The following is a 21,587-nucleotide window of genomic DNA, read 5'->3' as shown; positions in this document are numbered from 1 at the left end:
CATGTCGACAGTGACCGAACACCTGACCGTTCCTGCAGAGGGGCGCTCTGCAGCATCCATCGCCCCGGTCAAGCGTAAAAAGCTCGGCCCGGCCGGAATCGCCGCCCTTGCTGTGCTGATCGTGCTCGCCATTTCGTGGCTGCTGCCCTTTTTCTGGGCGATCGTCACCTCGCTCAAAACTGAGACGGATGCTGCGGGGTCCGCGACGCTCTTCCCCGCCCACGGGTACACCCTCGAGGCGTATGCGAAGGTGCTCGCCGAGGGCAACGTGCCGATCTGGGCGTGGAACAGCCTCTTCACCTCGGCGTTGATCACCGCCATCACGGTGCTGACCTCAGCGCTTGCCGCGTACGCGTTCTCGCGCATCCGGTTCCGCGGCAACAAGACGGTGTACATCATCGTGATCGCGGCGATCGCCGTTCCGCCGCAGGTGCTCATCGTGCCGCTGTTCTACGAGATGCTCGCGATGAACCTTGTCGACACGTACTGGGGGCTCATCCTCCCGCAGGTCGTGCAGCCGATCATCGTGCTGATCCTCAAGCAGTTCTTCGACCAGATACCCGTCGAGCTCGAAGAGGCCGCGCGCGTCGACGGCGCGAGCCGGCTGCGCGTGTTCACGTCGATCGTGATGCCGTTGTCGCGGCCGATTCTCGCGGCAGCATCCATCTTCGTGTTCGTCTGGGCATGGAACAACTTCCTCTGGCCCTTCATCATCATCAACGACCCGCAGCTGATGACGCTGCCTGTCGGACTGCAGACGGTGAAGAGCGCCTACGGTATCCAGTACGCCCAGAACATGGCCATGGCGATTCTCGCCGCGCTGCCGCTCATCATCGTCTTCCTCTTCTTCCAACGCCAGATCATCAAGGGCATCGCTACCACCGGCTTCGGCGGACAGTAGCCCGGCTGACCAGATAAGTAACACACAAGGAGATCCATGACCACCGCCCGCATCACCATTGACCGCGACTTCCGTGTCGGAGACGTGCCTCGGCGCATCTTCGGCTCGTTCGTGGAGCACATGGGACGCTGCGTCTACACCGGCATCTACGAGCCCGGACACCCTCAGGCAGACGAGCGTGGATTCCGCCGCGACGTGCTCGAGCTCGTGAAAGAGATGGGGCCGACCATCGTGCGCTACCCGGGAGGCAACTTCGTCTCGGGCTACAACTGGGAAGACGGCGTGGGGCCTGTCGACCAGCGCCCCACGCGCATCGACGGAGCCTGGCACACCATCGAGACCAACGCATTCGGTCTGCACGAATTCGTGGACTGGGCGCGCGAGGCCGACGTCGAGGTGATGGAGGCCATCAACCTCGGAACACGGGGCGTGGATGCTGCGCGCGCACTCGTTGAGTACGCCAACCACCCGGGCGGCACCGCCTGGAGCGACATGCGCCGCGCGAACGGGGCAGAGGATCCGTTCGATATCAAGGTGTGGTGCCTCGGCAACGAGCTCGACGGGCCGTGGCAGATCGGTCACAAGACGCCGGACGAGTACGGGCGTCTCGCGCAGGAGGCCGGCAAGGCCATGAAGCTCGTCGACCCGTCGATCGAGCTCGTCGCCGTGGGCAGCTCGAACACGGGCATGCCGACCTTCGGAGCCTGGGAGCACGCCGTACTCAATCACGCGTACGACGAGGTCGACTACATCTCGCTGCACGCCTATTACCAGGAGCACGATGGTGACGCGAAGAGCTTCCTCGCCACCGCCGTCGACATGGACTACTTCATCGAGTCGGTGATTTCCACGGCGGATGCTGTGGGGGCACAGCGCAAGTCGAGAAAGCGCATCAACCTCTCGTTCGACGAATGGAACGTCTGGTATCAGAGCGGCCTCGACACAGACGACCAGCCGCACAACGTCGAGAAGAGCTGGCAGAAGCACCCGCGCCTGATCGAAGACGAGTACAACGTGACGGATGCCGTCGTGGTCGGCACCTTCCTCAACTCACTGCTGCGCCACGGTGACCGCGTCACCATCGCCAACCAGGCGCAGCTGGTCAACGTGATCGCGCCGATCCGCAGCGAAGAGGGCGGCCCGGCGTGGCGCCAGAGCATCTTCTGGCCGTTCGCGCGCATGTCGCAGCTCGCACGCGGCACCATCCTGCGCACGGCGGTCGAGTCCGACAAGATCGACACCGCCAAATACGGGGATGCTGACGCCGTCGACGTAAGTGCCACGTGGGACGACGAGAACGGCAAGGTGGCGTTCTTCCTCGCCAACCGCGGTCTTGACGAGGCTGCGGATGTCTCGGTCAAGCTCGGTGGTTTTGCAGCATCCGGTGTCTCGCGTGCTGAGGTGCTCACGGTGCCTGACGGCGGTGACCGCCTCACGTCGAACACGGAGTCTGCGCAGCCGGTCGTGATGACGCCGCTCGACGGCGTCTCGGTCGATGGGTCGACGCTGTCACTCCGGCTCCCGGCGCTGTCGTGGGCGGTTGTGGAGGTCGACGTCACGCGCGCGTAGCGGCCGCTGTGACGCGTGCGGCGTGGCTAACTCGCCGCGCGCGTGGCGGCTGCGATGGGGCGGGGCCCACGGACTTCTGCTGTCTGAGGACCCGCAGAGCCAGCGCCCCTGCGAAAGACCGCTTGAGCGCCAGTTTCGGAATTGCGCCACAGAATTTTCTGGGGCCCGGTTCCGGAACTGGCGCTCAGTTGCGTTGGGGGAGGGGGAGTTGTGCGCGCGGGCGGATGAGACCGTTCAGCGATTCGGAATTTTGCTGCCCGTTGCGGCGTGTCGGTGTGCGACACGCCGCGGGGTGGGTGGTTTTTCCGAATGGTTGAACGGTGCGAGGCTCTCTGGCTGCGTGGGTGCACGCTCGGTGCAGTAGTTACTCGGTGCAGTAGTTACTCGGTGCAGTAGTTACAGAGCACGGATGCTCCAGCTCGCCGTCGCCGAGGCATCGGGGTCGAGCGTGATGAGGTCCGTTCCTGAATTGAACGCGTCCGGCGGGCACGTCATGGGCTCGACGGCGAGACCGATGCGACTGATCTCAGGAGCGTCATCGCGGTCTGCCGTGTGCACCTGCACCCAGGGGCACGCGTCGTCCCAGGTCATCTCGACACCCGTCCCTGACGGCGAACGAAGCTGCACCGCTGCGATTCCCTCGGCATCGCGCGCGAGCTGCGTGTACGCGTGATCGATGAACGTGTCCCCGATCGCGTGCGCGAAGCGGAAGTCGAAGCGTGTGCCCTCGACCGGCTCGAGCCCCGTCGGGATCAGGCGGTCCTCGGTGACCGTCAGAACGTTCTCGGCGGGAATCGTTGCGGCCCAGTCATCGACGCGGCCCTCGCCCGCCACCAGATACGGGTGGGGACCGGTGCCGAAGGGCGCCGCCTGGTCGCCACGATTGGTCGCCGTGACCGCGGTGTGCAGGCCGTCGGCGTCAAGACGGAACGCGACGGCAACGTCGAGGGCGAAGGGATATCCGTCCTGGGCGGGGATCGCCGCTCCCAGCGTGACGGCGTCGTCGGTCTGCTCGACGATCCCGTAGTCCAGCCAGGCACCGAGCCCGTGGAGCGCGTGTCCGCGTGCCGGCTCCGTCAGCGCCAGCTGATGCTCAGCGCCCCGCCAGGCATAGCGGCCGTCGACGACCCGATTCGGCCAGGGAACGAGCGTCGCACCGCGGTACGCGGGCCGCACGTCGTCAGCGTCGAACGGAACCACGAGATCGCGGCCGGCATACTGCAGCGCTCGCAGTGAGGCGCCGATCGAAGCGATGGATGCCGAATAGTCCCCGTGCCGCAGCGTGATCTGCCGCCCTGAAAGCGCTCGTGTCATAGCATCCATCTTGCCGTATGCGTTCGCGGCCAACGAACCGATGCATGGCTGATTCATAGCTGATTCCAGGGCGATGTCAGAGCCGGATGGTTGACTGATCATCCCGCACAGATCGGCAAGGAGCACAATGTCTCACTCAGAGGCGAAGACCCGCCTGTACCTCGACGTCGACGGAGCGATCAACGCAGACGAGCCACCCTTCCCGGAGGTGAAGTCAACGCGTGTACAGATCGAGTATGGCGGCGGCATGATGAGTCGCATGCCTCTTACCTGGGCTCCGGAGGTCGTGGCCGAGCTCGATGCCCTGCGCGACGAGTTCGATGTGGAGCTTGTGTGGCTCTCAACCTGGAACGAGATGCACGCGTCGATGACGAGCCTCGCTCCAGCGCTCGGCGGCCTGTTCGGCGGCAGAGCGATCATGGATATCGACGCTGTCAGCTCAGATATCGGGCGCGGCTGGTGGAAGGCACAGAGCATCATCGCCGACCAAGAGAACTCTCCAGCCCCCTTCGTGTGGGTCGACGACGAAGCGGTGATGGCACACGGTGAGATGGTGTCCGAGGCAACGGCGGGCACTCCGTCACTCACGCTCACGACGGTGTACGAGCACGGAATCGAACGGCTCCACCTCGCGCAGATGCGCTCGTTCCTCGTCGCGCAGACGGCGGCGCCGATCGCCGTGTCCTGATCGCGACGCACGGCGCGGCTCTTGCCAGGCGGGCCGGATGCTCATAGCGTGACGGTATGGCAGAACACGCGGGGCGGGCGATGGTTCTTCCGGTTGACCGGGAGAAGCGGACAGGCGAGGTCGGGCCGTGGGTCCGGCAGCTGAACATCGATGAGCTGAGGGAAGAGCTCGACGAGACGATCGCGGCGATCAGAGAGAAGATCGTTCCCGTGGCGATCGGCGTGGGGATCGCCGCGGCCGCCGCAGCCGTCTATGTTGTGGCGACAGCGCTGAGCGGTGACGACGATGAGTGAGAACGCTGACACGGGGTCGCAGCGCCCCAAGCGGCTGCGATTTCGCAGCATCCGGGCCGCCTACATGCGCGCCGTGCAGATGTTCACCGTCAACAAGGGTGCCGATGTCGCGGCAACTCTCACGTATTTTCTCGTGCTCGCGCTTTTCCCGGGCCTCGTCGCGATCGTCTCGATCCTGTCCCTTGTCAACGCCGACGGGTCGGTGAGCACCGGGCTCATCCAGATGCTGAATGATGTTGCTCCGGAAGAGACGGCGAAGACCCTCGAGGGGCCGATCACCACGATCATGACGGCGCCAGGTGCCGGGCTCGGACTCGTTCTCGGTATTCTTGGTGCGATCTGGTCGGCCTCGAAATACGTCGACGGGTTCACGCGAGCGGCGAACCGCGCGTTTGGCGTCACCGAGGGTCGCCCGGCGCTCAAACTCCGCGCAACCGTGCTGTTCGTAACGGCGATGAGCCTCGTGGCGATCACGATCATGGCCGTGCTGCTCATCGTCAGCGCACCCGTCGCGCGCCTTGTCGGATCCGTCATCGGGCTCGGGGATGCTGCGGTGGCGACGTGGAACATCGCGAAGTGGCCGGTGCTGGTTCTTGCGGCTGTCGCGCTCATCGCCGTGCTCTACTACTTCACTCCGAACGTGAAGCCGTCGAAGTTCCGTTTCGTTGGGCTCGGCGCGGTGACGGCTCTGCTGGTGTGGACGATCACGACGGTCGGGTTCGTGCTCTATGTGTCGAACGCGGGAAGCTACAACGCCACGTACGGCTCGCTCGGCGGTGTCATCGTGTTTCTCATCTGGCTGTACCTGAGCAACATGGCGCTCGTCTTCGGGATCAGCGTTGAAGCAGAGCTGGAACGCGCTCGGCAGTTGCAGCGGGGCATCGCGGCCGAGTACTCGCTTCAGCTGCCGCTCCGCGACGTGACGATGATCGACAAGAAGATCGAGGCCGAGGCCAAGGCGGTGATCGCCGCACGCAAGCTGCGCCGGTCGTTTGGCGACTAGCAGCCAGCCGTCGTGGTGCGTACCTTTGTGGTGAGTTCCGTGAGCTGCGTGAGCTCGTCGTCGGTGAGGGCTGCCTGCATGACGTTGGTGATCGAGGCCATGTGCTTCACAGCGATCGACCGGAACTCGCGGTAACCGGCATCCGTCATGTGCACAATCGTTCCACGTCCGTCGCTGGCGTCTTGCACCTTCTCGACGTAACCGCGTTCGACCAGTCTGTCGACCATGCGCGAGACGCTGGGCTGGCTGAGCAGCACGCGCGAGTTCAGCAGTCGAAGCCGTGCGGAGTGCTCCGGCTCGAGCGAGAGGTTGAACAGAATGTCGTACTCGTTTATCGAGATGGAGTGTGTCGGAAACTCATCATTCAGTACCCGCATCACCTGAACTTGGGCACGGAACAGTGATTCCCAGGCGTAAACCGCTGTTGATCTCTTCGGCATATGCTCGCTCCTCCTTCACCCAGGATACGGGTGACATCGGAGGCCGTGCCCACAATCACCGTGCGCCGATGACGAGCACGCGCCCGTCTTCGGTCGTGACCAGCGCGCGATTGTCGTTCAGGGCGATCATCGAGGTCAGCGGCACCGAGATGAACGCACGGGCGGCCAGTTTTCCGGTAGCCGCATTGACGATCGAGACACTGGTGAAATCCGACATCAACGCCAGGGGATTGAACCGCAGCATCCCGGGCAGTTCGTCCCTGTCTTTCGTGATGTCACTGTGCAGAGCCATCGTGATTCCGTGTGCCGATGCCGGCAGCGTCAGTGAGCCGGGAACGGCGATGTCGAATCGTTCGCGCGGTTCCGTTGCGTTCGTTACCTCGCACTCGCCCGCGTCTGTGGCCTGAACGATCCAGCCGCCCGCAGCGACCTCGGTGAGCCGACGCTGCTTGTCGTGAGTCAGCGGTATGCGGTGATGGTCGAAGCTCCTCGGGGGAACGACGTGGAGGGTTCCCGATGATGCGTCAATTGCTGCGATCGTGAGGTCGTCGTTCGAGATCGCCAAATGAATAGGGCCGGAGGGGTCCGTCGTGGCGGCGAGCGAGGCGACATCTGTCGGATCGCACGCGATCGCGGACACCCAAGAAAATGGTCCCGCCTCCGCCGTGCCGTGGGAGCGGATTTCGCACCAGCCGCTTTCGCTTTCATGCGCAATCGTTACCACGCGCTCGGGAGTTACCAGCACATCAGAGACGTGATCGTCAGCTGAGAACGGCAGCGTCGCGAGCGCTTCGGCTGACGACGGACTGATGACGTCGATGCGCGAGAGGTCACGCGGCACGAGTGTGACGCGGGGGAGCACCGTTCCCGGATGGTCCATCCACACGTCGTCGCCGGGCATGGCCTGCCACGGGTACGCGAAGTCGTCTGGTGGGCTGACTGTGCCCGCGGCATCGATGGTGACGAGGGCACACGTTGACACTTCGGTGGCTTTCGTCAGTGCTGACGTCTCGGGTGGTTCGACAGAATCGCTTCCCCCGCAGACAGCGACGTGGACGCTGCTGTCGGCGGCCGCTGTGACGTACACAGACTCGTCTGGCCCGTGGGGAATCTCGGCCTTCCAGACGCGCTCATCCGTGGGGGAGTACAGCGTGAGTTCTGCTGTCGCACCGTCGGAGTCGGGTGCGCGTTGTTCCGTTGAGAAGAGAATCTCGTTGTCGCCGGTGATGAATGGGAGTGAGAGCGACGGGTGCGTCCATCGCTGCAGGACGTGGCCGTTTGCGGCGTCGACCTTCGTGACCATCGTCCGGGTGAAGTCGCGTGCCCCGTTGTCGTCGGTCGGCCTGTCGAACTCATAGATGTCGCCCTCGAGGACAGCCACGTGGGTGGCCGACTGGTTCCCCGCGCTGAGCTTGTGTTCCCACAGAACGCCTGAATGCGTCGCCTGATGCAGAGCGAAAGCGCTGAGCCCCGCAGCGACGACGGCGATCCCGGCGACGCTCGCACCGGCGAATATCAGCATGCGTGAACGCCGCATCGAGCCCACCTCACCTTCGACGCCCACGTTACAGCGCTGCGTGCGTGCGTTCGAGGTGGAGGGCTCCCCATGTGAGGTGCGGGCGAGGCTGCGCCGAGAGGCGCTGAACAGATTGAGGGCCGGTCGTAGAGGCTTACGACCGGCCCTCTCCCTTGCACCAAGAGTGTCCTGCAATCACATTCCGCGTTAGCTGCCACAGCAAAACAACTAACGCTCTTCGAATATATAACGGAAAGGTAACAGCGTCTAGTTACCAAAGCGTTATTTTTCTGCCAATGTTCTGGGCGGACGCTATCCACTCGCTCAACGGCGGCGAAGCGATCGCCGCCTGGGTCACATAGTCTGGAGCGCGGACCACTCGGCGAGCATACGGAGGACGACGAATCGTCAAGACAGAACACACCACGCAGCAGCACCTCGACGCTGCCGAGCGGTGGGCTCCCGCCCAGGTTCGGGAGTGGTCGCCGACATTGCGCAAGAACCTCGCCGCATGGCTCGAACCGCAGCTCGGGCTCGTCGGCGACGAGCAGTGGGGCGCGACCGGTCGCCGGTTGACGGGCCTCGACGTGGGCGATCCACTCGATTGGGCGAACCGCCGCATCGAGCTGGCTGACGGGAACTGGGCGGTCACGGGCATCCGGTTTCGCGGAGGCGATCTCTCGAAGCCGTTCGTCGACATCATCGCGACGTCCGTGACTCCGGATGCTGCGGGAATCACCGCACTTGCCGAGATCCTGCCGCACTATGCGGCCTTCGCGCCGCTGTGTCTGCGCGTGAACGCCCCTGAACCGCGCACCCTGATACCCGAGCTCGCCGCGTCAGGGGAGGCCACAGCGACGGTGGATATGTGGATTGTCGCAGGGCAGGTCGCTGATCTGACTGTGCGAACGTCGAACGACGATGAGCCTTTCGTGGCGCTCGAGACGATCGAATCAGATGCTGCGGCGCAGCGTGTCTCGGCCATCTACGCTGAGCTGGCAGCATCCCGCCCGAGCATTGCCGACTGGGCGACGCCGGAGGATGAAGAATCGCTGGCGGAGTGCGCGGCGGAAGGGCTGCTCTTCGACGTGAGAGTGGATGGCGACTCGGCCGGAGTCGTCGCCGCTATTCGTGATGACTCCTTCGGGCTGCGCGGGCACTGCATGCAAGAGATCTGCATCGATGCCGATCACCGCGGGCGCGGAATCGGCCGTGCCACACTTCGCGAGCTAGCGCGACGGCTGCCGAACACCGGCGACGTGCTCTGGGGGCACATCCACCCGGGCAACACCGCATCCCTGCGCAACGCGCTCGCGGCAGGCCGGGAGATCGTCACTGCCCAGCTGTGGGTTACGCCTGACGGCTACCCCGGCATGCCTACAGGTGCAGGCGCCGCGTGATCGCCGCTTAGAAGAGGTCGGGCGACGGCGTCGAGGCGTGCCGGATCGAGACGTCGGCGTGACGGTCGAAGCGGTATCCCGCACCGCGCACCGTGCGAACGATGTCTTCGTAGCGACCGAGCTTCGAGCGCAGGCGGCGTACGTGCACGTCGATGGTGCGCTCGTTCGGGATGTCGCCCTCGTGTTCGGACCACAGCGCATTGATCAGCTCGATGCGCTCGATCGTGCGACCCTCGCGCAGCACGAGGTACTGCAGCAGCTCGAACTCCTTGTAGGTCAGCGTGGCGGTCGCGTTGTCGAGGACGACGCGCTTGCGTGAAATGTCGATCACGACGCCCGCGTGTGCGCGGTCGAGCTCTTCATCTTCCTCGATGTCGCCTGCGCTGTTGCGCGCAACAGCTGTGGGCTCCTGCAGGGCGAGGCGCACGACATCAACGTCGCGGCCTCCGACGCCGGCCGGTGCCAGTGCGACGGCAGCGTACGACTGTGCCGCCGGCGCAAGCTCGTCGATGGTCTTCTTGACGGCTTCGACAATGGCGCCGAGCGACGTGCCGGCAGCACGCGCGGCGTCTTCGTCGAGACCGACGTAGAGGGCGAACCCGCGAGGCTCGGGAGCAGCGGGCACGGCGCGGAGCGCACGAGAGCGGTTCTCGGCGGGCGCGGTCTGGGCGGCGGACTGGGGGAAAGCAGTAGCGAGTGACATGAAAGATCCTTAGATGATGGGTATGCGTCGCCGCAGCCGCTCCAACGTCTGTCGGGGCCCGGCGAGGTAACTGTGGTGTCGAAAGTGAGGGATGCTGACAGCATCCGGTGATGTGTGGCGCGAGTGGAAAGTGGTTAGCGGCACATTCGACAACACATGACAGCAGCGATGCCGGCCATCATCGACCCGGCATTCCCACGGAACTCGACGGAGCTCAGGGTGCGCGTGCTGTGTGTCATGACATCAATCTAAACCGTGCGCGAATCGGTGTGTCAAATCATTGCAGTAAATGACGTTTGACTGCGTAACAATGATGATTCTGCGAGTGAAAACGAATCAGGATGCAGATTATTTTGCAGTGATGGGCGCCGGATGCTGCTGCTCACAGAACCTTTTACGGCCGAGCGCGCTCCACATGGGTGCGCGGGTCACTGTCGACGACATCCGGTCACGGACGTGCTACACGTTCGTGCTCCCGACCCACGGAGGATCGCGGGGCTGAGGGAGAACAGCGAGTGACGGGTCAGACGAGCCCGTAGAGGCGGTCGCCGGCGTCTCCGAGTCCCGGCACGATGTAACCGTTCTCGTCGAGCCGCTCGTCGAGAGCACCCAGAACGATTGTGACGTCGAGCCCCTCCGTTTCGCGCTTGAGACGCTCAAGGCCTTCGGGTGCGCCGAGAATGCATACGGCGGTGACGTCGACGGCGCCGCGATTGATGAGGAACTGAATGGCCGCGCCCAGGGAGCCGCCGGTCGCGAGCATGGGGTCGAGAACGAAACACTGGCGGTTTGAGAGGTCGTCCGGCAGCCGCTCGGCGTAGGTCATGGGCTGGAGCGTCTCTTCGTCGCGCACCATGCCGAGAAAGCCCACCTCAGCGGTGGGCAGCAGCTTGACCATGCCGTCCAGCATCCCGAGCCCGGCGCGCAGAATCGGTACGACGAGCGGGCGAGGCGTGCTGATCTTGAGCCCGGTCGTGGTTGTCACGGGCGTTTCGATATCCACGGGCTCGGTGCGCACACCGCGGGTCGCCTCGTAGGCAAGCAGAGTGACGAGTTCGTCCGTCAGGGCCCGGAACGTCGGCGACGACGTGTCTTTGTTGCGCAGCACCGTGAGCTTGTGGGTGATGAGCGGATGATCGGCAACGTGCACTCGCATACTGTTAAACCTACAGCCCACATGGGCACGGTGAAGCACAAGAGGGAGAATCCGGATGCCGCTCGGCGTCGACCCGCATCACGAGGAGCTGATGGGCCTCGCTCTCGACGAGGCGACGGCAGCGCTGCAGACCCGTGATGTTCCGGTGGGCGCCGTGATCGTCGACGCGGCGGGGGCCGTGATTGGCCGCGGGCGAAATGCGCGGGAGGCGCGCTCGGATCCGACGGCTCATGCCGAGATCGAGGCCATTCGCGCGGCAACAGCGACGCGCGGGGAATGGCGGCTTGACGATGCCGTCCTCGTCGTCACCTTGGAGCCGTGCGTCATGTGTGCGGGCGCGATCCTCGCGGCGCGCATTCCCACTGTCGTTTTCGGGGCGTGGGATGAGAAAGCGGGTGCCGCGGGCAGCATCCACGACCTGTTGCGCGACCGAAGACTCATGCACACGGTTGAGGTCGTGCCCGGCGTACGGGCGCGCGAATGCGGTGAGCTACTGACCCGTTTCTTCCGCGAAGTCTGACCTGGAGCGGTCAGTCGGAAGGAGACTTTTGCTCATTTGTGAGAGAAGTTTACAAACTTCCGTTCTTCTGTGAAGATTATTTTCATCACCAATTCGTGGAGCGCGCGACGCTCCTTTTCTATGTGTCAACGAGGAGACAAATGAAGAAGCGACTCGTGCCGTTTGCGATACTTGCAACGGCTGGCCTCGCGCTCACCGGATGCTCAGGGGGAGGCTCCGATTCGTCGGACGGCGACACCCTGACCGTGTGGATCATGCAGGGAACGAACCCGGACTCCGAAGCCTTCTTCGACGAGGTCGGAGATGCGTTTAAGGAGAAGACGGGAGCAACTCTCGACGTCGAGTACGTTCAGTGGGCAGACGCGCACGACCGGTTCGTCACGTCGATCGCCGGTGGAACCACGCCGGATGTCGCTGAGACGGGGACGACGTGGACAGCCGAGTTCGCCGACGCCGGAGCACTGATGCCGATCGGCGAGAAAGTCGACGAGGCCGGGCTGAGCGATGATCTCGTCGACGGGCTCGTCGAATCGGGCACGTACGACGGAGAGCTCTACGGCATGCCCTGGTACGCGGGCGTACGCTCACTGATCTACCGCAGCGACGTCTTCGACGAGCTGGGGCTCGAAGCACCGACCACGTGGGACGAGATCGTCGAGGTGGGAAACGCCATCAAGGAAGCAAAGCCCGACATGATCCCGTTCGCCGTCCCCGGTGACGCCGAGTTCGGTGTCTACCCCTGGGTATGGGGTGCGGGCGGCGAGATCTCGGAGCTGAACGGTGACACGTGGGAGTCCGGTCTCGCGAGCCCCGAATCGCGCGAGGGCATTGCCTTCTATACTGGCCTCGCCACCGAGCACGGCTTCTCCTCCGCCGGAGCGACAACGTGGAACGAGACGGACGTCCTCGACAACTTCACGCAGGGCAACGTGGCGATGGCCCTTCAAGGGTCGTGGACTCCGGCGACGGTCGTGCAGGACAACCCCGACCTCGAGGGTAAGTTCGCCGCGGCGCCCATCCCCGGCCAGGACGGCGGGATTGCGCCATCTGTGCTCGGTGGATCGCACCTGAGCATCTTCAATACGACGAAGAACGAAGACCTTGCCTTCCAATTCGTCGAGATGATGACAACGGGTGAGTTCGCCGAGAAGTGGGGCGAGCAGACCGGTTACTTCCCCGGCCAGACCTCACTGCTTGAAAAGTCGATGGGGTCGGACGACCCGCTCGTGAAGCCGTTCGCCACGCAGATGGTCGACGGCGGAGGTTCTGTGCCTGTCACGCCCACGTTCGGCGCGGTCCAGGCAAAGAAGACCGTCAACGCGATGATCCAGGCGATCCTGTCCGGGCAGAAGACGGTGGACCAGGCGACACAAGATGCTGCCGACGAGATGGACAGCATCATGAACGAAGAAGGGTAACCCTTCGTGGCGGTAACAACACCACACAAGGCCGCGGGCGGACGGCGTCCGCCCGCGGCCCCACCGCGACGGCGAACGCCGCTCATCGTCCGAACCCGGCCCTGGCTTCTGCTCGCCCCCGCGCTCATCGTGCTCGCGGGGCTTCTGCTGTGGCCGCTCGTCCGCGTCTTCCTGTTCTCGCTGCAAGACTACGGTCTGCGCGAAATTGTCAGCGGAGAGCCGAACTGGATCGGCTTCGGCAACTACGTCGAGATTTTCACCGACAGTCAGTTGTGGACCGTGGTTCTGCCGAACACCGTCGGCTTCGCCATCGTCGCGGTTCTCGGCACGGTGATTTTCGGAACGCTTGTCGCACTGCTGCTCGCTTCACTCGGCAGAGTGTGGCGGCTCATCGTGGGCAGCGCCATCATGGTCGCCTGGGCGATGCCCGCTGTCACAGGAACCTACGTCTGGATCTGGATCTTCGATGCCGATCACGGCCTCGTGAACTCGATGCTGCAGGGCATCGGACTCATGGATCAGCCGTTCAACTGGTTCACCAATCCCGTGACCTTCTACGCCATTGTCGTGATCAACATCATCCACCATGGCTTCCCGTTCGTCGCCGTCACCGTGCTCGCCGGCCTGCTCGGTGTTTCGCAGGAGATGCTCGAGGCCGCAGAGATGGACGGAGCCGGCCCCGTGCGCCGGTTCTTCCAGATCATCTTCCCGAGCCTTCGGCAGGTCTTCGCCGTTGTGTTCATCCTCTCGACGATCTGGGACTTCAAGGTATTCGCACAGATTTATCTGATGCCGGGCGGGTCCGGGTCAAACCGCGAAGTGCTCAACCTTGGCGTGTGGTCGTATGTCGAATCGTTCGGTCAGAACCGCTACGGGTTCGGCTCAGCCATCGCCGTGCTTCTTACCCTGCTGCTGCTCATCGTCACCGCCATCTATGTGCGCTACCTCTTGAAGGAGGACGAACTGTGAGGCGACAGACTCTCGGGCGAAAGATCACCAAGGCCGTTCTCGTCACGCTGCTGCTGATCTTCACGCTGTTTCCCGCTTATTGGATGGTCTCCAGTGCCTTCGATGCTCGAGCATCGAGCGGTGGTCAGTCCCTCCTCCCTCGCGAATTCTCGTTCGTCAATTTCGAGTTCGTCTTCACCGAGGGCAACTTCCTGCGCTTCTTGGGGAACTCAGCGGTGGTCGCGTTCTTCACCGTGCTGATCTCTGCGGTGCTTGCCCTCTTCGCATCCGTCGCCGTCGCGCGCTTCCGGTTCCGCTTCCGCACGGGCATGCTCATGATGATCCTCGCCGTGCAGATGGTGCCGCTCGAAGCACTCGTCATTCCGTTGTTCGTTCAGGTGCGCGATCTGCAACTGCTCGGCACGTTGACAAGCCTCGTCATCGTGTATCTGGCGTTCTCGCTGCCGTTCGGTATCTGGATGCTGCGCGGCTTCGTCGCCGCTGTGCCGGTCGAGCTTGAAGAGGCCGCGTATCTCGACGGCGCGAGTTGGGGGCGCATGTTCCGCTCGGTGCTGCTGCCGCTCGTCGCGCCGGGGCTGGTCGCGACAAGCATCTTCTCGTTCATCACGGCGTGGAACGAGTTCATCTTTGCCATGACGCTGCTCGGCGGTGAAGACCAGAACTACACAGTAGCTATTGGGCTGAAGCAGTTCTTCGGTCTGCATTCCAACGACTGGGGTGCTGTCATGGCCGCATCCACGGTGATCACCATTCCTGTGATGATCTTCTTCGTTCTGGTGCAGGGCAAGCTGTCTAATGGTCTTGTCGCCGGAGCCGTGAAGGGATGACCGCGGCGAGACAGACGGGAGATACGTGGTGAGAGTCGCCGTCGTGCACTCGGGCACCTCCGCCGACGCCATAGATGTGGCACTTGTCGACATTGTCACTGATGAGCGGGCGGGCGTCACCGACATGACACCGCTCATTCTCACGGACGTCGCGTGGCCGAGTGCCCTGCGCGACCGTGTGCTTGCCATCGCGCTCGGCGAGCCTGTGAGCATTGCGGAGGTGGCACGTCTTGACGTGCAGATCGGCGAGGCATTCGCGGATGCTGTGATTCGTGCCGGCTGCCACGAAGCTGATCTCGTCGTCGCGCCCGGTCAGACTGTTTACCACTGGGTGGAGGGCGGTCGCACACGAGGAACATTGCAGCTCGGGCGGTCTGCCGTGATCGCCGAGCGCACGGGGGCGGCCGTGGTGAGCGACCTGCGCGCCGCCGACATTGCGGCTGGTGGCACCGGCGCACCGCTCATGCCGGTCTTCGACGGAGCCTGGCTCGGGGCAGAAGCAGCGCACTCGGGCGAAGCCATCGCCACGCTCAACCTCGGCGGAATCGCAAACATCAGCCGGATCACGCCAGTCGGAACAGCGTCGGGGTGGGACACCGGCCCCGCGAATGGACTGCTTGACGCCGTCGTGATGCGTGCAACGTCGGGCCGAGAGAGTTTCGACGACGACGGATATCGCGCAGCATCCGGGCGGGTCAATCGACATCTGCTGCAGATCATGGAGGGGCACCCGTATTTTGCGCAGGCACCCCCGAAGAGCACGGGGCGCGAGACGTTCGCCCTCGACTTCGTCGACGCTGCCGTTCACACACTCGGTGGCGACGTCCCGGTCGATGATCTGCTGGCGACGCTGGTGCGGCTCACCGCGCGCACTGTCGCCGAGTCCCTGAGAAGAGCCGGAGGCGCGAGCACGCTCATCGCGTCCGGCGGGGGCGTGCGCAATTCTGCGCTGATGGCTTCGATGGGCGATGCGCTCGCCGAAGACGGCTGCACACTGACAACGAGCGCCGAGCGGGGCATCGATCCGATTCACAAGGAGTCTCTGCTCTTCGCGTTCGTAGGATACTTCAGCGCACATGCGATACCGATCGCGCTTGACCCGAAAGTTGGCCCCCGAGTGGCTGGCGTCACCACACCCGCCGGATGGGCGGCGAACACCAGAGTCTCATCGATCGGTGAGATGCAAATTCGAGAAAGGCACATGAAATGACCGAGGAACAGGGCGACGCCTCTGTCGCAGTGCACCGCGAGATCGGCGGACTCGACACCGAACAGGTGAATGACGAGTATTCGCACCTTGACGCGCAGAGCACGACCGAACTGGTGCGGGCGATGAACAGAGAAGACGCCTCGGTTGCCGCCGCGGTCGCGCGGGCGGAACCAGAGATCGCAAGCGCCATCGATGGCATCGCTGATCGCATGCGACGCGGCGGTCGCCTCATCTACGTCGGCGCGGGAACACCGGGCCGGCTCGGTGTGCTCGACGCGAGCGAGATTCCGCCGACGTTCGGCTTAGACCCCGACCGTGTCATCGGCGTCATTGCGGGCGGGGACGGCGCTATCCGTTCGGCGGCCGAGGGGGCAGAAGACGATAGTGCGCTCGGAGCGCAGGACATGGCGCAGCGCGACGTCACGGAACTCGACACGGTCGTGGGCATCTCAGCATCCGGTCGCACCCCGTACGTGCTGGGCGCCGTGAAATACGCTCGCGAGCAGAACGCGTTGACCGTTGGCCTGGCATGCAACTCCGGATCGGCGTTGGGGAGAGCGGCCGACGTGCCGATCGAGGTCGTCGTCGGCGCCGAGATCATCTCAGGGTCGACGCGCCTCAAAGCCGGCACCGCGCAGAAGATGGTTCTGAACATGCTGAGCACCCTGACGATGGTGCGATTGGGAAAGACGTACGGCACGCTCATGGTCGACCTGCAGATCACGAACGAAAAGCTCCGTGCGCGGGCTGAGCGTACAATCATGCGTGCAACAGGCTGCAGCAGGGAACACGCCGCTGATCAGCTGGATGCCGCAGACGGATCAGTGAAGACTGCGATTGTCGCCCTGCTCGCCGGCCTTCCAGCTGCCGACGCACGTGCCGCACTTGCACAAGCCGACGGATTTATTCGCGACGCGCTCACACGCGAAAATTCTCGATGAGGAACAGGAGGGGACGTGCCCGACGAAGACGTTGTGCAATCGCTCCGTCGAGTACTGCCGAACCTGAGCGCTGCTGAGGCGCGCGTTGCTGAGACGATGCTCGCTGACCCCGAGGGCACTGCTGCGCTCACCATCACCGAGCTCGCGCAGCGATGCGGCGTCTCGCAGGCAACCGTCGCCCGCTTCGCCCAGTCTCTCGGCTACGCCGGATATCGGGACTTTCGCCTGGAACTCGCGACGTCCACGAGCAGAGAGTACGTCAGGCGCGAGCGCTTTTCTGTCGATGGCGGTCCGATCGCGACGGATGCTTCGGTCAGCGACATCATCGCCACGATCGGCTATCGCGAATCGATGACGATTGAAGAGACCGCAAAACATCTGGATGCCGAGACGGTTGAGACGACCGTCTCGGCACTGGCTAAGGCAACGCGTATCGACGTCGTCGGCAGCGGCTCGAGCGGGCTCGTCGCCGCAGATCTGCAGATGAAAATGCAGCGTGTGGACGCTCCATCGCACCATTTTGCCGATCATCACCTGACGATGGCTTCTGCCGCACTGCAACGGCCGGGCGGCGTGATCATCGGCATCTCACACTCCGGGCAGACGAGAGAGACAATTGAGGCGATTGCTGTAGGGCAGAAGGCTGGCGGCACGGCGATCGGGATCACGAGCGACCCGGAGTCCGAGCTTGCATTGACGTGCGACCTCGTGCTTCGCACACGCTCACGAGAAGACGAGTACCGCTCGGCAGCGATGTCGAGTCGTATCGCGCAGCTTGCCGTCATCGACATTCTCTTCGCCGCCGTTGTGCAACGGCAGATGCCCGTTGTCTCTGAGTCATTGCGGCTCACGTATGAGTCAGTGAAGGGTCGCCGAATACCGCACACGCGGCGACGTCGAAGTTACGACGCCGGTAAGAGGTGATCGGACGTCGTCGCGCTCGCACGTGTGGCAAGGAGCAGGCCGACGCCCACAGCGCTCGCCGTCGACTCTCCGCGAAGTAGGGACGCGAGAACACCGCCGGAGAATGCGTCTGATGCGCCGATGGCATCGACACCCGTCTGTCTTGGCCGCGGGACATCCAGTCGTTCGTCGCCCTCGAACGCGGTCACAGACTCTGAGCCGGTGATCATCAGCCAGCGCGGCTCGGGAAACAGCGAGCGGAGAGCGGCGGGATCGTCGGTTCCGAAAGCGCGAACAGCATCCTGGCTCGTCATGAAGACGATATCGGCGGTGCTGACGAAGGTGCCGAGCACCTCTGAGGCTTCGTCATGACGTGAGCGCCAGAGCGCTGATCGCCAACTCACGTCGAAACTCATCAAGCGCTCTCCCCGTTCGAGGGCGACGAGGGAGATCGCATCGTGCGCTCCCTTGGAGAGTGCTGCGGTGATGCCCGTGGTGTGTATCACTCGTGTCGACTCAAGCAGCGACTCAATCGCCGGACGCCGGATGATCGCGGGCGAGAGGAGGCTTCCGGCCGAAGCCGCCCGGAAGTAGTGCATGCGGCTCGCGTCGCCATCGCCGAGCTCTTTGACATACAGCCCCGTCGCGTGTTCGTCGTCGACGACGACTCCTGACGTGTCGATCCCCCGTGACGCGGCGGTGTCTGCGGCGTAGCGGCCGAAACCGTCATCACCGACCACCGTGGCCAGGCCGACGGAGGCTCCTTGCTCGGCAAGTGCGATTGCGGTGTTCAACTCGCTTCCGCCCAGCGAGCGCGTAAACGTTGTTGTGCGTTCCAACGGCTCGGCGGCAGATTGGGTTAACACGATGAGCATCTCGCCGAGACACGTCACGTCCACATTGACACCTCCACGTCTCGGAGAATACGGTGTTTGAGCGCACTCTGCAATCTACTGTGCAAATAACGCAACGACAAGGTGGCAATGGTGACTTCCGACATCGCGATCATTCCGGCATCCCGCGAAGTGCGAGCACAGCCGGGCACGTATGAACTGACGTCGTCAGCGACCATCGCGGCACCCGCGGAGCTTGCCCGGCAAGCAGCACAGCTACGCCGGCTTCTGCAGCCGGCAACAGGGTTCGCTCTCGACAGCGTCGCTCCGGGGCAGGGCATGATCGAGCTCAGCCTGGACGGCGCGTTCGCTGACGAACAGTATGAGCTGACGGTTGATGAGAGCGGCGTGTCTGTGCGCGCGGGGTCACCGCGCGGCATCCTGTGGGGTGCGCAGAGTCTGCTTCAACTGCTGCCCGCCGCGATTCATCGTCGCGCCATCGTCGACGATGTCGGCTGGATGCTGCCTCACGTCGTGATCGCGGACGCACCGCGCTTTGGCTGGCGTGGCCTGATGCTCGACGTTGCCCGCAACTTCCGGCCCGCGCGTGACGTGATGCGGGTGATCGACGTGATGGCGCTGCACAAGCTCAACACCCTGCATCTGCACCTCACGGACGACCAGGGGTGGCGGTTGCACATCGACGCGTTTCCGCTGCTGACCGAACGCGGCGGATGGCGCAGCGACAGCCAGCGCGGCCACGGCCCGAACGCGACCACGACGGGGCGGCCGCACGGCGGCTGGTACACGAAAGACGACGCCCGCGAGATCGTCGCCTACGCAGCCGAGCGCGGCATCACCGTGGTTCCCGAGATCGAGATGCCCGGGCACGTGCAGGCAGCGCTCGCCGCCTACCCGGAGTGGGGCATCGGCGCGGCCCCCGCGGAGCCATGGGCACACTGGGGAATCAGCACCCGTGTGCTGAACCTCGAAGACGCCACGGTGGCGGCGTTCTGCCGCATTCTCGACGAGGTGATTGAGATCTTCCCCTCGACGTTCATCGGCATCGGCGGTGACGAGGCGAAGAAGGACGAATGGCAGAGCGATGCGCGCACGCAGGAGTTGATGCGCGAACGCGGTCTGCCCGATGGCGAGGCCGCACAGAGCTGGTTCATCAGCCAGATCGACGCACACCTGAGCCGTCGCGGGCGGCGGGCGTACGGGTGGGACGAGATTCTCGAGGGAGGCCTGGCCCCGGGCGCTACCGTCGCCTCGTGGCGCGGCAGCTATGGCGCGATCGCGGCTGCCCGTGCCGGCCACGACGTGGTCGTGTGCCCCGACACGGAGGTATATCTCGACTACCGGCAGTCAGATCACCCGGGCGAGCCGATTCCTGTCGGATTTCCGCTCGGGGTCGACGACGTCTATGCGTTTGACCCGCTGCCCGCCGAGCTCACGCCCGCACAAGCGGAACATGTGCTTGGCGGTCAGGCGAACATGTGGAGCGAGCACATCGACTCCTCGCGCTCGCTCGATTACATGCTGTTTCCGAGACTGTGCGCGCTCGCCGAGGCCGTGTGGTCCGCCGAGAAGAACCTCCCCGATTTTCACGCGCGGCTCGATCAGCACAGGCGCCGGCTTGACGCGCTCGGCGTCGAGTACCGGCATCCCGATGGCCCCGCACCCTGGCAGAGTCGGCCCGACGCACCGGGCAACCCGATCACCCGCGAAGAACGCCTGGCGATTCAGCGCGCTCTCGTCGAGAACATCCTTCCGACCTGACGTAGACGCACACCCTGTGGTGGCCTCCCGAGTCCTGGGACGCCGATGAGCGCCACAAATTGTGTGGTGGCGACGCAAATATGAGACGCCGCCACACAATTCGTGGCGCTGAGCGTCCCACTGGGCGCGTTGACCGTGCCGTCACTCCTGAGGGCGTGCCGTCGACCCGCGCACGACCAGCTCGAACGGCAGACTGAGATCGCTCGGCTTCGTCGTCTCTTCGCCCAGCTCGGCGAGCAGCAGATTGACGGCCATCTCCCCCTGATTCCGCGGGAACTGGGCAATCGTCGTCAGGTTGAAGAACGGCGCCAACTGATTGTCATCGACACCGACGATCGACACGTCGCGCGGAACGACGAGCCCCAGATCACGGGCGGCGAGGATCGCCCCGATCGCCATGTCGTCCGAGGCGGCGAAGATGCCGGTCGGCCGGTCGCGCGGTGAACCGAGCAGCTGCTTCGCGGCGATGTAGCCGCCGTTCATGGTGAAATCTGCCGGCTGCAACAGCGAACCCTCAACGGGTATCCCCGCGTCGACCAATGCGGCTTCGTATCCTTGCCTGCGGGTCGTCGGCAGGTGGAAGTCCACGTCGAATTCGCGCTCGCCGCCGATGTGCCCGATGCGCCGATGCCCGAGCCCCGTCAGGTGAGAGGTCGCGAGTCGTGCAACCTCGAGATCGTCGAGGGCCAGCGTGGGCACGTCGGGGATCGGCCCACCGATACCGACGAGCGGCTTGTTGAGATCGTGCAGCGCGCGCACTTCATCGACGGTGAGTTCGAGGTTGATGGCGATGACAGCATCCACTCGCTTGCGCAGCAGGAACTGCGTGAACACGCTGCGGCGCTCGGCATCACCGCCGGTCAGGTTGTACAGGGTCGTGTCGTATCCGCGACGCAGCAGAGCAGTTTCGGCGCCCTCGACGACGCTCGAGAAGTACCAGTGGCTGAGCAGCGGCACGACGACGCCGATGTTCCGGGTGCGGCCCGAGGCCAGACCGGATGCTGTCGACGAGACGACGTATCCCAGTTCGGAGGCAGCGCCCTGCACGCGCTCGCGTGTGGCGTCAGAGACGTAGCCGCGCCCGGACAGCGCGCGTGAGACTGTCGCTGTCGAGACGCCAGCCCGTTGGGCGACCTCGTCGATCCCGGCCATTGCGCTCCTTGCCTGTGATCAGCACGAACGTGATCAGCACCAGCATACT

The 21,587-nt window shown here is 64.2% G+C and carries 21 protein-coding genes; 14 read left to right on the top strand and 7 right to left on the bottom strand.

What is annotated here, in order from left to right:
- Position 1 precedes the first annotated feature (1 nt).
- Positions 2-901, top strand: a complete 900-nt coding sequence (locus tag OK352_RS00750) for a carbohydrate ABC transporter permease (RefSeq protein WP_265139479.1) — start codon at positions 2-4, stop codon at positions 899-901.
- 36 nt (positions 902-937) lie between these two features.
- Positions 938-2,470 carry an arabinosylfuranosidase ArfA gene (locus OK352_RS00745; protein WP_265139478.1) on the top strand — a complete coding sequence of 511 codons (1,533 nt, stop codon included), beginning with the start codon at positions 938-940 and terminating at the stop codon, positions 2,468-2,470.
- 396 nt (positions 2,471-2,866) lie between these two features.
- Here OK352_RS00745 and OK352_RS00740 read toward each other — a convergent pair whose 3' ends face one another.
- A complete protein-coding gene (locus OK352_RS00740) occupies positions 2,867-3,784 on the bottom strand; it encodes an aldose 1-epimerase family protein (RefSeq protein WP_265139477.1) in 918 nt (305 codons plus the stop codon).
- A gap of 127 nt (positions 3,785-3,911) precedes the next feature.
- On the opposite strand from OK352_RS00740, the gene OK352_RS00735 reads away from it, so the two are divergent.
- The 3 genes from OK352_RS00735 to OK352_RS00725 are packed head-to-tail and all read left to right on the top strand — an operon-like array spanning position 3,912 to position 5,768.
- Positions 3,912-4,472: an HAD domain-containing protein gene (locus tag OK352_RS00735; RefSeq protein WP_265139476.1), complete on the top strand. Its 561-nt coding sequence runs from the start codon at positions 3,912-3,914 to the stop codon at positions 4,470-4,472.
- Between the two features lie 56 nt (positions 4,473-4,528).
- Complete coding sequence (locus OK352_RS00730; protein ID WP_265139475.1) at positions 4,529-4,765, top strand: hypothetical protein; 237 nt, start codon at positions 4,529-4,531, stop codon at positions 4,763-4,765.
- The gene (locus OK352_RS00725) at positions 4,758-5,768 is read left to right on the top strand and encodes a YihY/virulence factor BrkB family protein (RefSeq protein ID WP_265139474.1); all 1,011 of its coding nucleotides are present in this window, start codon (positions 4,758-4,760) and stop codon (positions 5,766-5,768) included. The genes OK352_RS00730 and OK352_RS00725 overlap by 8 nt, the downstream gene beginning before the upstream one ends.
- On the opposite strand, the gene OK352_RS00720 is transcribed toward OK352_RS00725, so the two are convergent.
- A complete protein-coding gene (locus OK352_RS00720; RefSeq protein WP_265139473.1) occupies positions 5,765-6,208 on the bottom strand; it encodes a MarR family winged helix-turn-helix transcriptional regulator in 444 nt (147 codons plus the stop codon). The genes OK352_RS00725 and OK352_RS00720 overlap by 4 nt on opposite strands.
- A 55-nt stretch (positions 6,209-6,263) precedes the next feature.
- Positions 6,264-7,745 (bottom strand): hypothetical protein, encoded by a 1,482-nt coding sequence (locus OK352_RS00715; protein ID WP_265139472.1) that lies wholly within the window; start codon positions 7,743-7,745, stop codon positions 6,264-6,266.
- 470 nt (positions 7,746-8,215) lie between these two features.
- Here OK352_RS00715 and OK352_RS00710 point away from each other — a divergent pair, with 470 nt between their 5' ends.
- On the top strand, positions 8,216-9,124 hold the full coding sequence (locus tag OK352_RS00710; RefSeq protein WP_265139471.1) for a GNAT family N-acetyltransferase: 909 nt from the start codon (positions 8,216-8,218) through the stop codon (positions 9,122-9,124).
- 7 nt (positions 9,125-9,131) lie between these two features.
- Here the strand turns inward: OK352_RS00710 and OK352_RS00705 are convergent, their stop codons facing one another.
- Positions 9,132-9,827 (bottom strand): winged helix-turn-helix domain-containing protein, encoded by a 696-nt coding sequence (locus OK352_RS00705; RefSeq protein ID WP_265139470.1) that lies wholly within the window; start codon positions 9,825-9,827, stop codon positions 9,132-9,134.
- Between the two features lie 523 nt (positions 9,828-10,350).
- Positions 10,351-10,983, bottom strand: a complete 633-nt coding sequence (upp, locus tag OK352_RS00700) for a uracil phosphoribosyltransferase (protein WP_265139469.1) — start codon at positions 10,981-10,983, stop codon at positions 10,351-10,353.
- 55 nt (positions 10,984-11,038) lie between these two features.
- Here upp and OK352_RS00695 point away from each other — a divergent pair, with 55 nt between their 5' ends.
- The 7 genes from OK352_RS00695 (at position 11,039) to OK352_RS00665 (ending at position 17,792) form a co-directional block, all read left to right on the top strand.
- Positions 11,039-11,503 (top strand): nucleoside deaminase, encoded by a 465-nt coding sequence (locus tag OK352_RS00695; protein WP_265139468.1) that lies wholly within the window; start codon positions 11,039-11,041, stop codon positions 11,501-11,503.
- 140 nt (positions 11,504-11,643) lie between these two features.
- Positions 11,644-12,921 (top strand): sugar ABC transporter substrate-binding protein, encoded by a 1,278-nt coding sequence (locus tag OK352_RS00690; RefSeq protein ID WP_265139467.1) that lies wholly within the window; start codon positions 11,644-11,646, stop codon positions 12,919-12,921.
- Between the two features lie 6 nt (positions 12,922-12,927).
- On the top strand, positions 12,928-13,890 hold the full coding sequence (locus OK352_RS00685) for a carbohydrate ABC transporter permease (protein ID WP_372338068.1): 963 nt from the start codon (positions 12,928-12,930) through the stop codon (positions 13,888-13,890).
- Positions 13,887-14,717 (top strand): carbohydrate ABC transporter permease, encoded by an 831-nt coding sequence (locus tag OK352_RS00680; protein ID WP_265139466.1) that lies wholly within the window; start codon positions 13,887-13,889, stop codon positions 14,715-14,717. Before OK352_RS00685 ends, OK352_RS00680 begins: the two co-directional genes overlap by 4 nt.
- A 25-nt stretch (positions 14,718-14,742) precedes the next feature.
- Positions 14,743-15,927, top strand: a complete 1,185-nt coding sequence (locus tag OK352_RS00675) for an anhydro-N-acetylmuramic acid kinase (protein WP_265139465.1) — start codon at positions 14,743-14,745, stop codon at positions 15,925-15,927.
- Positions 15,924-16,868 (top strand): N-acetylmuramic acid 6-phosphate etherase, encoded by a 945-nt coding sequence (gene murQ, locus OK352_RS00670; protein WP_265139464.1) that lies wholly within the window; start codon positions 15,924-15,926, stop codon positions 16,866-16,868. Before OK352_RS00675 ends, murQ begins: the two co-directional genes overlap by 4 nt.
- Before the next feature lie 15 nt (positions 16,869-16,883).
- A complete protein-coding gene (locus OK352_RS00665) occupies positions 16,884-17,792 on the top strand; it encodes a MurR/RpiR family transcriptional regulator (protein ID WP_265139463.1) in 909 nt (302 codons plus the stop codon).
- Here OK352_RS00665 and OK352_RS00660 read toward each other — a convergent pair.
- A complete protein-coding gene (locus OK352_RS00660) occupies positions 17,771-18,670 on the bottom strand; it encodes a sugar kinase (protein WP_265139462.1) in 900 nt (299 codons plus the stop codon). The two genes, OK352_RS00665 and OK352_RS00660, sit on opposite strands and share 22 nt — an antisense overlap.
- Positions 18,671-18,754: 84 nt before the next feature.
- On the opposite strand from OK352_RS00660, the gene OK352_RS00655 reads away from it, so the two are divergent.
- A complete protein-coding gene (locus OK352_RS00655) occupies positions 18,755-20,386 on the top strand; it encodes a beta-N-acetylhexosaminidase (protein WP_265139461.1) in 1,632 nt (543 codons plus the stop codon).
- A 141-nt stretch (positions 20,387-20,527) separates the two neighbouring features.
- Here the strand turns inward: OK352_RS00655 and OK352_RS00650 are convergent, their stop codons facing one another.
- Entirely contained in the window at positions 20,528-21,538 is a 1,011-nt protein-coding gene (locus tag OK352_RS00650; protein WP_265139460.1) for a LacI family DNA-binding transcriptional regulator, read from the bottom strand.
- Between the last annotated feature and the right edge of the window lie 49 nt (positions 21,539-21,587).

This window comes from Microbacterium sp. MPKO10 (genome assembly GCF_026107415.2).
Taxonomy (GTDB): domain Bacteria; phylum Actinomycetota; class Actinomycetes; order Actinomycetales; family Microbacteriaceae; genus Paramicrobacterium.
This window is presented reverse-complemented; position numbering and strand designations above follow the sequence as displayed.